Genomic DNA, 14,288 nt, shown 5'->3' with positions numbered 1-14,288 from the left:
AAGCGCGCTGGCCATCGTTTTTACTTATTTCCAACCCTTGACAGCAAGGAGTGAGATACATCACTGTTGCGTATTACGGGTGATGTTGATGCATGCACAACCAGCCACACATGCGGATCAAGCCCGTTCGCAGCGAAGAAGATTTACAGTGCCCTAGCGACATCGCGCAAGGATTTGCCCGCGGGCGTCTGGAGCATGACGTTGAGAGCGCTGCCTCCACCGACGTAACCCCAGCTTTCCCCAAGCCGAGCGGTGACTTCGGCGAAAAAGCAAGCAGCATGACGTCCACTCAAGCCCGGCCATTGGTTCGAGCCGCCATAAGCAGGAGTACAGCAATGAACAGCCCCGACATCTCAGTACGGAACCTCTGGAAGGTCTTTGGCGCCGCTGGTGAAAAGATCCCTGGCGATCCTCAGCTTTCGTCCCTTAGCTCCGCTGAACTGTTGGCAGCCTCCGGCTGCGTAGCGGCCGTCCGCAACCTAAGTTTCGACGTCGCAAAGGGCGAGGTCTTCGTAGTCATGGGTCTTTCGGGATCCGGTAAGTCAACCCTTGTCCGCTGCCTCACCCGGCTTATTGAACCCACTTCAGGGCAGGTAATGGTGGACGGCAAGGATGTCCTGCAGGCAGGCGTTGGGGAGCTGCGGGAACTTCGACGGCGGAAAATGTCCATGGTTTTCCAGCACTTCGGACTCCTGCCCCACCGGACGGTTTTGGACAACGTATCCTACGGGCTGCAGATCCGCGGGGCGGCTAAGAACGAGCGCTACGGCCGGGCTCGGGAAATCATTGAACTGGTGGGGCTGAAGGGGTACGAACAGCACTATCCGGACCAACTGTCCGGCGGGATGCAGCAGCGCGTTGGCCTTGGCCGGGCTTTGGCGGGCGATCCGGACACCATCCTTTTCGACGAGCCCTTCTCGGCATTGGATCCCCTTATCAGGCGTGACATGCAGGCCGAGGTCATCCGGCTCCACAAGGAAATGGGCAAGACCATGGTGTTCGTCACCCATGACCTTTCCGAGGCACTCAAGCTCGGGGACCGCATTCTGATCATGCGCAATGGCGAGATGGTCCAGTGCGGCACCGGGGATGAGTTGGTGGGATCCCCGGCCGATAAGTACATTGAGGATTTTGTGTCCGAAGTTCCCCGCGCGGACGTTCTGACCTTGAAGTGGATCATGCGTCCCGTGATGGATGGAACGCCCCTGGATGCTCCGGTCCTCAGTTCGGGGACGATCATCCGCGACGCCATATCAGCGGTCATGCATTCCTCTGGCCCCGTCCTCGTGGAGGACGAAGCAGGCAGGATCATCGGGCAGATCGACCGTGACAGCATCCTTTCGGTGCTGCAGCCAGCGGAAGCAGCGGCCTGATGACTACGCTTGTCCGGGATCAGGAAAAGGTCCAGCCCACGCCCTCCCCTGTTAGGGAACCGCGCCGCCTGCCCAGTCGCCGCACCATTTTGCTGGTGGGCGCGGGCATCATCTGGATCCTGGGATTTCTGATCCTGCACGGTACGTCTACTCTGACTTTGCCTGCCTCCGAGCTGACGGATCTGCACCGCTCGTTGAACCAGTTCAACGCCTGGGTCGCGGCCAACAGGGCGGACAACCCGGTCTTCCTGTATCTCTTCACACCCTTGCGGGCCGTGGTGGACAACGTCGCCAACCTCTTCATCACGCTCTTTGCGGCAAGTTCCACCGGCCTGCGGCTGCCTGAAATTGGCTGGTTTGGCACCGTAGGACTGCTGGGCTGGATTGCATTCGCTGTCGGGAACGCCCGCGTGGCCCTCCTGACCGTAGCCGTCTTTACTTTCTTCGGTTTCCAGGGTCTGTTCGTTGAGGCCACCTACACGTTCGCCTTGGTCCTCACCGCGGTGCTGCTGACACTCCTGGTGGGGATCCCGCTCGGTATCCTCGCCGGCGTCTCCACCCGAGTTGCCACGGTGATCACGCCGGTACTGGACTTCATGCAGACGCTGCCCACCTTCGTTTACCTCGCCCCCCTGGCGCTCATCTTCCTCATCGGCCCGGCCTCGGCTGTCATTGCTACAGTCATATACGCCGCGCCTCCCGTAATCCGCCTGACGGCTCACGGAATCCGGAGTATCCCGGAGAACACCCGGGAAGCCTCGGACTCGCTGGGTACTACAGGCCTGCAGCGGCTACTTACCCTGCAGCTTCCCATGGCCAGGCGGACCGTTGTCATGGGAATCAACCAAAGTACGATGGCGGCCCTGTCCATGGTCACTATTGCGGCACTTATCGCCGCGCCAGGGCTCGGCCAGGTTGTTGTCCGCGCCTTGCAATCGCTCGACGTCGGTACTGCAGTAAATGCCGGCCTCTCCATCGTCCTGCTCGCCATCGTGCTGGACCGGGTGACCACTGCAGCCAGCCGCCGCGCGGAACCGGGCGCTGCCCGGACCGGCCGGATCTCGCGCAGGAACCGATACATCGTCCTGGGCGTGACACTGGCCGTGGCCCTGGTCATGGTCCAGTTGTCCAGGAGCTCTTTGTGGGCCGCGGCTTTCCCGAAAGACTTCAACATCGGCCCGGCAATCGTCCAAGCCGTAAGCTCGGCAAGCCAGTGGATGCAGAGCAACCTGTCCCTGTTCACAGTGTCCCTGCGGGAATCGGTCACCACTGGAATCCTTAACCCGTTCCAGTCCCTGCTCACGGACACGCCTTTCTACATCCTTGTCGGTGTCATTGCCCTGGCGGCTTACGCATTGGGCGGCTGGAAGCTGGCCGCCGTTACCACTGCCTGCCTCGGTGTCATCATCTACCTCGGCCTCTGGAGCGATTCCATGGTCACCCTCGCGGGAACGCTGGTGGCCACCGTGCTGGTCATGGTCCTTGGTGTGGTCTTCGGCGTCGCGATGGGCCGTTCCCAAAGGGTAGACCAACTCCTTCGGCCAATACTCGACGCCGGCCAGACGATGCCCGCGTTCGTTTACCTTGTTCCGTTCCTGGGACTATTCGGCGCTACCCGTTTCACGGCGATCATCGCAGGCATCATCTATGCAGCTCCCGTCGCCATCAAAATCACGGCCGATGGCATCGCAGCGATCTCACCCACTGTCCTCGAAGCTGCCATTTCTTCCGGCTCAACCCCGTGGCAGGTCATTACCAAGGTCCAGTTGCCGATGGCCAGGAAATCCCTGGCACTCGCCGCCAACCAAGGGCTGATCTACGTCCTTGCGATGGTGGTCGTGGGTGCCCTGGTCGGTGCAGGCGGACTCGGGTACGACGTCGTCGCCGGCTTTGTCCAAAGTTCGCTGTTCGGCAAGGGCTTGGCCGCAGGCCTTGCCATCGTATTCCTCGGCATCCTGCTCGACAGGATGACGCAGGCAGCGGCAGCAGCCCCGCTGCGCAAAATCGCCGTGGCCAAGTCCCCCTCAACCTAGTCCCTCCAATGAACAACCTTCCCCGCCATACTCCCACCCCCAACAAGGAGACCCAACGATGAAAAAAGCCGGACCGCTGTTGAAACGAACTATCCCCCTGATGGCAGGAGTTGCCGCGGCTGCTTTGCTGCTGACAGGCTGCGGGGGTGCTTCCGTGAACCAGGTGGCCGCCGCCCCCGCAGGTGCCGGGGATGCACCCTGCGGATCTGTTAGTGTCGCGATGAACGCGTGGGTCGGCTATACGGCCAATGCCGCCGTGTACAGCTACGTAGCGAAAAACCAGCTTGGTTGCACTGTGGTGCAGAAGGACCTGAACGAACAGATTTCCTGGCAGGGTTTCGCCTCCGGTGAGGTGGACGTCATCATGGAAAACTGGGGTCATGCCGACCTCACCAAGCAGTACATTACGGATCAGCAGGTGGCTGTAGATGCCGGTCCCACCGGCAACGAAGGTCACATCGGCTGGTACGTACCACCATGGATGGCAGAGAAGTACCCGGACATCACGGACGGGAAGAACCTGAACAAGTACGCCTCGATGTTCACCACCTCCGAGTCCGGCGGAAAGGGCCAGCTCCTCGACGGCGACCCCGCTTTCGTCACCAACGACGAAGCCCTGGTGAAGAATCTGAACTTGGATTACAAAGTGGTGTTCTCCGGCTCGGAGGCTGCCCTTATCCAGTCGTTCCGGACGGCGGAGCAAAACAAGACGCCGCTGCTGGGCTACTTTTATGAACCGCAGTGGTTCCTGTCCCAGGTTCCGCTGAAGAAGGTCGCTCTTCCAGCTTGGACCGAGGGCTGCGATGCTGACGCAGAAAAGGTGGCCTGCGATTACCCGACCTACACCCTCAACAAGGTCATGTCCAAGAAGTTTGCCGACAGCGGCTCACCGGCAGCCAAACTGGCCAAGGGCTTCAAATGGACCAACGATGACCAGAATTCAGTCGCCACGGATATCCAAGGCGGCATGTCGCCAGAAGCCGCAGCCAAGAAGTGGGTGGACGCGCACGAGCAAACAGTGAAGTCCTGGCTTAGCTAACAGAAGCCCAGACCACTTACACGTCATCCACCCCGGGACCATTCCCGGGGTGGATGACGTGGTGCGGTGCCTGCGCGGAACGCGAGGTCGTGTTGGCATGCAACGGTGCAGTGAGGACCTCAACTTTTCAGCCCAGCGAATCCGCGGCATCGGTCAAGAGCAGCAGGCGTCTCAACCTTGGCATCGCGTGGCCCGGCCGGGGAGTAATGACCAGGCGGGCCTCTGAGCTGCCGTTGCTGTTGAACTCAATCTCACTGACACCGTCCGGCCCTTGCGTGACTGTTACTACCGTCCCGTTCTCTGCCCCAGAAAGAAGGAACGATTCCTGCTCCTTACCCTGCACGCTTTCAATGCGAAGGCTCGTGCCGATCATCGTCCAGTCGCGCATCACGACCGTGAGCGGCTCTTTGGGGCGCAGCCAGTGTGCCCCGTCCGGTGTCATTCCACGCTCGGCATGCTGAGCGTTAACCTCGTGATCGACTTCAGGCTGCTGCTCCCCGAAGGTGATCCCGTCCACCACCCGTGCTTCCAAGGCGGTAGATGCCTGGTCTTGCTCCGCTAACTTCTCCTGGATTTCTCTGACCTGCATTTCGTCCTGAGCCATGGGCCAAGAGAGCCTGTACCGGGCGTCGTGGATCCTGTGCAGGGGCTTTAGCCTCAGCCTCTGCCCATCAGAGGCGCGAACCGAGAGCTCCTCGCCCCCTTCGTAGTTGGTTTCCAGCCCATTGGCAAGCAGGACAGGCGTCTCCGCCAGCGGCCTAAGCGGCCCTGAAGCGATGTGGGCCGTCCTGGCCCCCGTTGCCCGGTAGCGCAGAACATCATCGGGAATCTCTTCGGCCAGGACCGTTGGTCCGTGCCTGATCCAGGCCCACGGGGAGTTATCCGCCGCCCGGACCAACTGCAGTTCACGGTCCAGACTTAGCAGGATCTCCTCCGACCCCTCCCACACGCGGCGCAAACGCCACCAACCACCGTCCTCGTCGATCCTCCGGCCGTCGGGGAGCGTGCCCTTGGCACCTAGCGACCATTGCGGTATGCGGATTAGGAGGGTGAATTCCTTCGGCTCCTCCACGCTCACCCGGACGGTGGCGGTGTTCCCTGAGGGTAAGGCAGAGTCAATGGTGACCCGGACGCCCTGCTCGCTCCAGTGGAGTTCCGTGGCCAAAAGCCAGGTAATACGGAGTTCGTTGCCATCGGTGACGTACACATGGGATCCATGCTTTGCGTGAGCCTCGTATCCAGAGCCCATGCAGCACCAAAAGCCGTCCTGTTCCGGCGAGTACACCCGGTAGTGGCCGGGACGGTGGGAAGTGAAGTAGACCAGGCCACCGTGCCCAGGGTGCTGCGTGGATAGCACATGGCTGCATTGAGTGACCTCGATGTAGTCCAGATACCGGTCCTCCCCATCCAGGAGGTAGAGCTCCGCTGCCAGCTTGACCATGTTGTAGCTGTTGCAGCTCTCGGGGCCCTCCCGTCCGAGGAACATTGGGGAGAAGTCATCCTTACGGTGGAAATGCTCCCGGACACTGTTGCCGCCAATGGCGCTGCTGCGTCGGCCAACGACGTCGTCGAAAAAGTTTCGGGCGGCTTGCCCTATGCGCGCCGTCGCTGCATCGTCCAACCCGAGTTCGCGTGCAGCCCTGGCAATTGCGGCGTAGCCCACTACGACGGGAATCTGAGGGTTGGCATGAAGACCCGCAAGTGAGTCCTGCGCTCTTTCACCCGGTAGAGAAAGCACCCGGGTTATCAGCTCTTCCCGGATGAACCTCATGGACAGCTTAAGGTAGCGCCCATCCTGCCGGAGAAGTGCAAGGCGGGCGAACGCTTCAGTAAGCCCGCCGAACTCGGTCTGGATTATGAGCTCGAGTGCTTCCTGGTCCAGTCGGTCCATGGTTTCCAGCCACCAATTGGCGAGCTCATCCAGGACCTGGTCCGCCTCTGCGGAGGGAACATTCCATGCGACATCCACCAGGCCCGCCAGCGTCTTGTGCAGGTTATACAAGGGAACCCAGCGCCCATTGAGCTCAAAAGGGGAAGCGCTAATGTCTCTCTGAACGAGTTCGTCCCAAAGCTGCCGCCCTTGAGGTACGCCGCCCAAGTATCCTGTCCCGGAGGCCTGCTGCACTTCCCGGAGTCCGGACAGCAGGCTTCCAAGCATCTTCTCCAGGCGTGGGTCACCGTCCCCGGCTACAGCGTGGGCCAGCGCTGACAAGACGTGCCCTGCCGTATGGCCGTTGAGTCCCGTCGATTCCCATCCGCCGTAGAGCCCAGCCGTAGCGGGAAGGCCCGCTTCTTGCCGGAAGGGCGCCAGAAGACGATCAGGATCCAGCCGTAGTAGTGCTTCACGGTTCACACGCCGGGCTTCAGCGAAGCGGCCCTCACGGAGCCGAATCTGTCTGAGAGGCCGGTAATTAAGAGCCATCGTCATAACCTTCCGTGGAAATGCGGTTGAATGGCAGCAGCCCAATCGAACTATGGCAGCGAAGCCGTTTTTCCTGTCCATAAACTTCGCCGAAGCTGCGCAAAACCCGGGGAACTCTTGATCCAACTGCAGCATGGTTGAACCAGCAGGATGCAGGAGGAGCCATGAAGCGCATTACAGCCACCCCAACCTTTGGCGGAGCACCCAAGGGAAACTCCCCGGTCAAAGTGCCGAGCGGAGTAACTCATCCGACGACGGGGTGCAGGACTCCCTGCCCGACGGACCTGCGAGCCAAATCGTGTGGCTTTGGCATTCAGGAGACAAGCGCCCAGCTCTGGCCCGATTGTCGGGACTGAAGGATTTCCGGAGGCGTACCCACGCCTCGAGCTCGAGCCCGAGGCGTGGAGAATGTCTCTCTAGCCTGTCTCCGCGGCGATCGACCATGGTGTGCGCAGGACGCGCGAGGTCTGGGGTAATCCATTTGCGCTCGAGGTGTGTTGCAGCATCAGCCCTTGAACGCCCCATCCATGATCCCGGACACCATTCGCCGGCCGACAAAAAAGAACACGATCAACAGTGGCAGCGTAGCCAGGAACGAGCCGCCCATGGCCAAGGCAACATCAATCGTCCGGTTGGCCTGGAGCTGCTTCAGTGCGATCTGCACTGTGAACAGCTCCGGGGATTTCAGGACAATGAACGGCCACATGAAGTCGTTCCACACGCTGGTGAACGTGATTAGTCCAAGCACAAACGCGGCCGGACGCACCACCGGGAATGCGATGCCCCAGAACATCTGCCACGAATTGGCACCGTCAATGCGGGCAGACTGGATAAGCTCGTCGCTCACGGTGGTCGCCATGTGTTGACGCATCCAGAAGATACCGAACGCGCTGGCCAGCCCAGGAACGATGATTGCTTGGAGCGTGTCCACCCAGTCAAGTCCGGAAATGATCAGATACTGCGGAATCACACTGAGCTGCGCAGGAACAGTCATTGTCAGCAGGACGATGAGGAACAACAAATTCCGGCCGGGGAACTGAAGCTTGGCAAACGCGAACCCCGCCATCGCGCACATGATCGCGGAAACGACCGCGATCGTGAGCGAGACAAATACGCTGTTGATCAACGATGCGAAGAACGGAACGGTATCAAACACCTTCGCTGCGACGTCGAAGAATTGCGTGCCCGGATACATTCGGGGCGGGATTGAGGTCACAGCCGTGGCTCCCGCAGATGCGATCACAAACATGTAGTACAGCGGGAATACCGACACGGCGACGGCGAGGGCGAGGAACACGTACACGCGACGGCTGACTCCGCGCTTGCCGCGTCGCGTGGGGTGAGGTCCTGGCTTCACCCCGGGTGCGAGGAGCTGCTGCGGGATAGCCTCATCGATTACATCGGACATCAGCGGGCCTTTCTCGTACGTGTGGACAGGAAAAAGTTAAGGAGCGATACGAGGACGACGATCACAAACAGCACGACGCCGATTGCGGAACCATAACCAAACTTGAACAGGCCAAAGCCCTGCTCATAGAGAAAGAGGGACAGCGTCTGGCACTGTCGGCCCGCCCCGCAGGTGAGGCCGGATTCGGGCGATACGAGAAGCGGTTCTGTGAAGATTTGCAGCCCGCCAATGGTTGACATGATGACACTGAACACGATGATGGGGCGCAGCGACGGGATCGTCAGATGCCGGAACTGCTGCCAGCTCGAAGCTCCGTCCACGGAGGCCGCCTCGAACATCTCCCGGGGCATCGACTGCAGTCCAGCGAGGTAAAGCAGTGTGTTGTATCCGAACCAACGCCACATGACCATCGCCGAGATCAGTATCCAGGAGCCGTAGTTGGTCGCAAGGAAGTTCACGGACGGGAGCCCGAACAGCCCCAGGACCCAGTTGATGAGGCCAAAGTTCTTGTCGAAGATCTGAGCGAATACGATCGCTGTCGCTGCGACGGAGGTGATGTAAGGAACAAGCAGTGCCATGCGAAAGAAGTTCGCCCAGCGCAGACGCGCATGGTTGAGCAGGTGCGCGAGAAAAAGTGCCAGAAGTAGCTGCGGGATTGTCGAGATCAGGAATATCCCGAACGTGTTCAGGAGTGCATTCCAGAACCTGCCGTCCGCAAAGAGCAGCTCAAAGTTCCTCAGACCAACGAAGGTCTGCTTCCCGATGGGATTCCAGTCAAAGAGCGAGACGTAGAAGGTGAAGACGAGGGGAAAAAGTCCGAAGACTATGAAGATCAGGAAGAAGGGCGCAACGTACGCGTAGGGAGCAATCCGCTCCGAGAGCGGGTTACGGATCCGCGTGGCCTTCTGAACCGGGCCTTTGCGCTGTTTGCGGGAAAGAGTGGCTGTCGCCGATGACATAGGTGTACCTCCGTCAAGGAGTGGCCCGGCCCTGTTCACGCCGGGCCACTCGGGTGGGTGGGACGATCAGCCGCCGATAGCCTGCTTGGCCGTCTGCAGGGCGGTCGTCCAGGCCTTATCGGAGGTGACACCGCCGGCTTCCAACTGGACAAGGGTGTTCAGGAGCGCACCGTTGATGGGGGTCGTGTCGGGGCCGTTGTAGAACGACGGGAATTGCTGAACGGAGGTGGCCATAACCTTGCCGATCTTCGAGTCTCCGAAGAACGGGTCGGTGTAGTCAAGGACTGACTGGCTTGTAACCGCGGAGGTCGCCGCCGGGAAGGTGCCTGACTGCACGAAGTGGTCCGTTTGACCCTCAGCCGACATCATCGTCTTGATGTATTGCCAGGCCGCCTCAGGGTGCTCCGCCCGGGCCGGGATGGCAATAACGCTGCCTCCCCAGTTACCCCCGACGCCGGGCACGCTGGCGATGCGCCACTTGCCTGCGGTGTCCGGGGCGTCGGTCTTGATGCCTTTGAGGATCCAAGAGGGAGCGATGGTGACGGCAAAGGCACCGTTCGCGCGGCCTGGAGCCCAGCCCGAGGACCACGCCGCAATACCGGCGCTGATGCCGGCGTCATGGGTTTTCACGGCGACGTCGAATGCGTCTTTCACCTGGGGGTTCGTGTCGTAGACGAGCTTGCCCTCGTCCGAATAGTACTTCTCGCTGACCTGGTTAACGGTCGAGAAGAAGACGCTGGTCTCAATGTTGTCAACGAAGGGCTTGCCGGTGGCGGCCGTGTACTTCCGCCCCATTTCGATAAACGAGGGCCAGTCCTTCCACATGGCAGCGACTTCTTCGGGCTTCGTCGGCAGGCCGGCCTGCTCGAAGAGATCCGCACGGTAGGCGAAGCCCAGTCCTCCGACATCCGTCGGAATGCCTATCACTGAGCCGTCCGGCGCGGTCGCAGCACCTGCAGCCCAGCCTAGGTAGTCGTGGGCGATGTTGTCGCCGCCCAGGCTGCGCAGGTCCACGAAGTTGGAGCTGTTCTCTACGAACTTGGGCAAGTCGTCATTCTGGATCATAACGAGATCGGGAACCTTGCCCCCCGCCAATGCGGCTGTGAGAGCAGTTGCGGTCTCGGTGGTGCTTCCGACCTCAGTCAGCTTGACCTTCGCGTCGGGCACCTTCTTGGCGTACTCATTGACGCTGTCCTTCGCATTGATCCCGGTGAAGGACCAGAAGGAGACCTCCGCATTCGGGTCGGCTGGTTTTCCGCCGCCACCGGAGGAGCATCCGGTGAGAGCGAGGGCAAGTACTGCTGCAGTGGCGGCTATCGCCGTCAAGCTTCTTTTCACGACAATTCCTCTTCGTTGGGGCCTTGGAAGTGATCTCAGAGCGTTCGATCTGGACTGAGAGAACGATCTCTGGCTAAACGGTAGCCTTCGGTTCAGGACCACGCAATAGCAATCTGCGAGAACAGATAAATATCGAGGTATCGATCTCTATACTGTTCGATAATCAAGTTTCGCCAACGGGGCGCGTTCAGCTGACGGGTTTCTGGATTCCATGGGAGCCTTGAGATCGAAGTCTGGAGCCTGGCCTGCAGCCACGAACCAAGGCCCATCGTCGACAACCTTAAAAAGGATGCACAATGCCAAGACCCACGCTGGTAGACGTTGCCAAAATCGCAGGCGTGTCCCGAGCCACGGCTGCGCGGGTACTTGCCGGCGAGACGAACGTCGACGTCACGATGGCTGCGGCTGTTGAGCAGGCCGCCAAGGAGCTGGGCTATGAGGCCAACAGCGCAGCTCGCATGCTGCGCGGAGGGCGCGCGGGAGCGATCGCACTCATCATCGCCTTCAACGAGCTGGACAGCCTGACAGGCACGTTCTTTACCGCAGTGCTCAAGGGCGCTGCGAAGGGACTTTACGCTGGCGAGGTTCAACCAATTTTGGTCCCGGCCGACCACGACGATGGCGACCGTATCCCACGGTTTCTGCGCTCGGGGGCAATAGACGGTGCCATCGTCATCCTTCAGCACGAGATCACGCATCTGGCGCAGGCGCTCATCGACTCCCCCGTTCCGATCGCGTGGGTTGGGCAACCCCGCATCGCGCTTGCTCCCGACGCGATCGTCATCGACTCCGACAACTACGGCGGCGGAAGGCTGGCCGCCCGGGCGCTCGCGGACGCCGGACGACGACGGCTGGGCATTATTGCGGGCCCCAACGATATGGAGCCAGCCCGCGAGCGTATCAGGGGCTGGCGCGACGAGCTGGCGCGGCTCGGCATCGACGACAGTCCGATCGTGCACGGCGAGTTCACCCTTGTGAGCGGTTCAGCCGCTATGGCACGGCTCCTCAAGCGATACCCAGACCTCGACGGCGTCTTCGCGTCCTCCGACCTGATGGCGAGCGGGGCGATCCGGGTACTCCAGGCAGCAGGTCGACAAGTCCCGTCCGACGTCGCCGTGATCGGTTTCGACGACGTCTCCATCGCGACCACCATGGATCCAACACTCACAACAGTTAGACAGCCGTTGGAGGATATGGGCCGCGTCGCCGCAGAGACCCTACTCGCGGTCCTGCGTGGGCGCGACGTCGAACGGAGGCCGATTCTGAGCACTTCCCTCGTCCAGCGAGAGTCAGCATGATGAACGGCCTTCCACCCGCCACCCCCGGACGGCAAGGGCCGGTCTTTGTGACGGCAACGAACGCCGGCACTTGGGAGGAGGGGCTTATTGTCGGGAGTGGCCGGGTCGGCGCGGTCGCGTACGGTCCGGCCGACGCCATCACCATTTCCTTCGCGCACGAGAACTACTTCCTCCCCGTGAATCCGCGGCCTGACGCACCCGACCTCGCTCCTGTGCGGAGGCGGCTACGGGATGCCCTACTCTCGGGTGATGCGGACACCGCAAGCGCCGCGCTCAGCCATGGCGTCCGCGCCAGCGGCTATGGGGACGACCTGATCTGGACCGACCCACTCGGGCTTTGCGCGACACTGACCATCCGTACCCCCGGCGGCGTATCTGAGTCGCAGCGGACCATCGATCCACTTCTTGGCGAGGTTGCGATCGAGTGGACCGATCTCGATCTTGGACGGCACGCGCTCCGGCTCATCGCCCCGTACGGTAGCGAGTCTGTCCTGCTTGCGCTCGAGGCTGACTGTGAAAGCACCAGCATTCTCGAGCTAGGTCTGGGTGCCGGCGCACCAACGTCCTTTGACACCGGTGTGCCCGACGCGTCCGCCGTGGTCAACGCGAGTTTCGAAGGTGGGGCCCGAGGCTTACTCTTTGCTGATGCAGGCGACGGGCCCTCCGCCATTCGTGCTGCCGTTACTGCCGTGACGGAGACGACGTGGCAGGCCGATGGAGGTCTTGCACACTCAGGCGTACCGACAGGGCCCGAGGTCCCGCGGGTGATCCGCGTCGACATCACGCTGGCGTCCGACGACCTAAGCGCTGAAGCGGCCGGTGACATGCCGACGTCGTGGGATGACGTCCGCAACGAGCAGCGGGAAGCGCTTTACCCCCTTACCGGCGCGTCAATGCTCGATCTGCAAAGCGGTTCGTCCGAGACACTAACCGAGGAACTTTGGGCAACGGCCCGGGCCGGTGACGAAAATGCTCGACGCCGGGTGGTCGAGGCCGCGTATTTGAGCGGACGGGCGAATATCATCGCCTCCACAGGTGAGCTGCCGCCAACCCTCCAGGGCGTCTGGCAGGGAACCTGGCGCCCTGCCTGGTCAGCCGACTACACACTGAACGGCAACGTTCAGAACGGCGCCATGGCCGGTATGACAACAACTGGCACCCCGGAGCTTGCCCTGTCGCTCCTCAACCTCGTACTCCCCCACCTGGACGATTACCGCGATAACGCACGATTGGTCTTCGGTGCCGAGGGAATGTTGTTACCCTCGCGGATGTCGACACACGGCCGCGCTAACCATTTCGCCGAGCAATACCCCCACATGTTTTGGACCGGGTGCGGCGGCTGGGTTCTGCGAATCGTGGCCGACGCCCTCGCCACTACCGGCGATCGATCCATCGTGGACGACAGAGTGTGGGAACTGGCCGAAGGGGTTCTCCGTTTCGCCGAAACCGCATTTCCTAAAGTCGGCGGCGTGCGCAGGATTGTCCCTTCTTATTCACCCGAGAACACGCCCGGAAAAGCGCGAGTCCCCCTCGCGACGGACGCGACGATCGACGTCGCCATTCTGCGCGATGCTGCCCGGGCGACCAAGCTGCTTGGCCGAGCCTGCGACGACGACTCGCTGGATGCACGATGGTCTCGTGTCCTGCGCCAACTGCCGGCCTATCGCGTGGCAGGTGACGGCACACTCGCCGAATGGCTCGACCCACAGTGGAACGAGAACATCGCGCACCGCCACGCCTCCCAGCTCTACCCGCTGTGGTACGAGCTCGATCCGGCCTTCGACGGCGACGGAGAGGAGGCGGCACGATTGCGTGCAGCCGCCTCTGAAACCGTGAGGAATAAGATAGCGTGGCGTGCTGAGGCGCCCACCGCGCCCCCTGGACGCATGGAGATGGCGTTCGGCTTGGTCCAGGTCGGGCTGGCTGCTGCAGCGCTCGGGGATGCGGCGGCGGCAGAGACCTGCGTCAACTGGCTTGCGATTGACCACTGGAGCCCGACGCTGACAACGACGCACGATGCGGGCAGGATCTTCAACTTGGACGCAAGCGGAGGTCTTCCCGCACTCGTTGCTGCGATGTTGCTTGGGTCCACCACCGAGTCGCTGTCAGTGCTGCCCGCGGTACCCACCGCATGGCCGCGCGGGTCCGTGACGGGACTTCGCGCACGCGGAGGGCTCGCCGTCGATCATCTTAGTTGGGACACACAAGGTGCCTCCTTCACGGTGCGTCGACTTCCTGGAGCCGAATGGCTGGCACCATCGGCGGGGACGCTGGTGCGGCTCCCCCGTCCGGCGTCGATCCGTATTGACGGCAAGCCAGTGACGGGAGTACGACTCGAGATCGGCGAGTGTCCGGTTCACGTCGAGCTGGAATGGCTGAGCGTCCAGGACGCCGGGCTTTAAAGCCGCGTGCCGCCCT

General features: G+C 61.6%; 9 protein-coding genes. 5 read left to right on the top strand and 4 right to left on the bottom strand.

Annotated elements, in window-relative coordinates; genetic code table 11:
• Positions 1-335 precede the first annotated feature (335 nt).
• Genes ACFX4T_RS04930 through ACFX4T_RS04920 form a run of 3 tightly spaced genes read left to right on the top strand, consistent with a single transcriptional unit; the run spans position 336 to position 4,445 of the window.
• Positions 336-1,373, top strand: a complete 1,038-nt coding sequence (locus ACFX4T_RS04930) for a glycine betaine/L-proline ABC transporter ATP-binding protein (protein ID WP_216923763.1) — start codon at positions 336-338, stop codon at positions 1,371-1,373.
• Positions 1,373-3,406 carry an ABC transporter permease gene (locus ACFX4T_RS04925; protein ID WP_377651000.1) on the top strand — a complete coding sequence of 678 codons (2,034 nt, stop codon included), beginning with the start codon at positions 1,373-1,375 and terminating at the stop codon, positions 3,404-3,406. The genes ACFX4T_RS04930 and ACFX4T_RS04925 overlap by 1 nt, the downstream gene beginning before the upstream one ends.
• Before the next feature lie 58 nt (positions 3,407-3,464).
• Positions 3,465-4,445, top strand: a complete 981-nt coding sequence (locus tag ACFX4T_RS04920; RefSeq protein ID WP_216923761.1) for an ABC transporter substrate-binding protein — start codon at positions 3,465-3,467, stop codon at positions 4,443-4,445.
• A 127-nt stretch (positions 4,446-4,572) separates the two neighbouring features.
• Here ACFX4T_RS04920 and ACFX4T_RS04915 read toward each other — a convergent pair whose 3' ends face one another.
• The 4 genes from ACFX4T_RS04915 to ACFX4T_RS04900 all read right to left on the bottom strand — a co-directional run bounded on the left by ACFX4T_RS04915 (position 4,573) and on the right by ACFX4T_RS04900 (position 10,572).
• Positions 4,573-6,867: a beta-L-arabinofuranosidase domain-containing protein gene (locus ACFX4T_RS04915; RefSeq protein ID WP_377650999.1), complete on the bottom strand. Its 2,295-nt coding sequence runs from the start codon at positions 6,865-6,867 to the stop codon at positions 4,573-4,575.
• Positions 6,868-7,372: 505 nt separating this feature from the next.
• On the bottom strand, positions 7,373-8,275 hold the full coding sequence (locus ACFX4T_RS04910; RefSeq protein ID WP_216923754.1) for a carbohydrate ABC transporter permease: 903 nt from the start codon (positions 8,273-8,275) through the stop codon (positions 7,373-7,375).
• Positions 8,275-9,234 carry a carbohydrate ABC transporter permease gene (locus tag ACFX4T_RS04905; RefSeq protein ID WP_377650998.1) on the bottom strand — a complete coding sequence of 320 codons (960 nt, stop codon included), beginning with the start codon at positions 9,232-9,234 and terminating at the stop codon, positions 8,275-8,277. The genes ACFX4T_RS04910 and ACFX4T_RS04905 overlap by 1 nt, the downstream gene beginning before the upstream one ends.
• 66 nt (positions 9,235-9,300) lie before the next feature.
• Positions 9,301-10,572 carry an ABC transporter substrate-binding protein gene (locus tag ACFX4T_RS04900; protein ID WP_377650997.1) on the bottom strand — a complete coding sequence of 424 codons (1,272 nt, stop codon included), beginning with the start codon at positions 10,570-10,572 and terminating at the stop codon, positions 9,301-9,303.
• A 296-nt stretch (positions 10,573-10,868) separates the two neighbouring features.
• Here ACFX4T_RS04900 and ACFX4T_RS04895 point away from each other — a divergent pair, with 296 nt between their 5' ends.
• On the top strand, positions 10,869-11,870 hold the full coding sequence (locus ACFX4T_RS04895) for a LacI family DNA-binding transcriptional regulator (protein WP_377650996.1): 1,002 nt from the start codon (positions 10,869-10,871) through the stop codon (positions 11,868-11,870).
• A 47-nt stretch (positions 11,871-11,917) separates the two neighbouring features.
• Positions 11,918-14,272 carry a glycoside hydrolase family 95-like protein gene (locus tag ACFX4T_RS04890; protein WP_377650995.1) on the top strand — a complete coding sequence of 785 codons (2,355 nt, stop codon included), beginning with the start codon at positions 11,918-11,920 and terminating at the stop codon, positions 14,270-14,272.
• Positions 14,273-14,288 lie beyond the last annotated feature (16 nt).

Source organism: Paenarthrobacter sp. YIM B13468, from assembly GCF_042788025.1.
Lineage (GTDB): Bacteria > Actinomycetota > Actinomycetes > Actinomycetales > Micrococcaceae > Arthrobacter > Arthrobacter aromaticivorans.
This window is presented reverse-complemented; position numbering and strand designations above follow the sequence as displayed.

Excerpts from the sequence above, each read along its gene's own strand:
- ACFX4T_RS04930 (WP_216923763.1), top strand. The coding sequence starts at position 336 with ATGAACAGCCCCGACATCTCAGTACGGAACCTCTGGAAGGTCTTTGGC.
- ACFX4T_RS04925 (WP_377651000.1), top strand. The coding sequence starts at position 1,373 with ATGACTACGCTTGTCCGGGATCAGGAAAAGGTCCAGCCCACGCCCTCC.
- ACFX4T_RS04920 (WP_216923761.1), top strand. The coding sequence starts at position 3,465 with ATGAAAAAAGCCGGACCGCTGTTGAAACGAACTATCCCCCTGATGGCA.
- ACFX4T_RS04915 (WP_377650999.1), bottom strand. The coding sequence starts at position 6,867 with ATGGCTCTTAATTACCGGCCTCTCAGACAGATTCGGCTCCGTGAGGGC.
- ACFX4T_RS04910 (WP_216923754.1), bottom strand. The coding sequence starts at position 8,275 with ATGTCCGATGTAATCGATGAGGCTATCCCGCAGCAGCTCCTCGCACCC.
- ACFX4T_RS04905 (WP_377650998.1), bottom strand. The coding sequence starts at position 9,234 with ATGTCATCGGCGACAGCCACTCTTTCCCGCAAACAGCGCAAAGGCCCG.
- ACFX4T_RS04895 (WP_377650996.1), top strand. The coding sequence starts at position 10,869 with ATGCCAAGACCCACGCTGGTAGACGTTGCCAAAATCGCAGGCGTGTCC.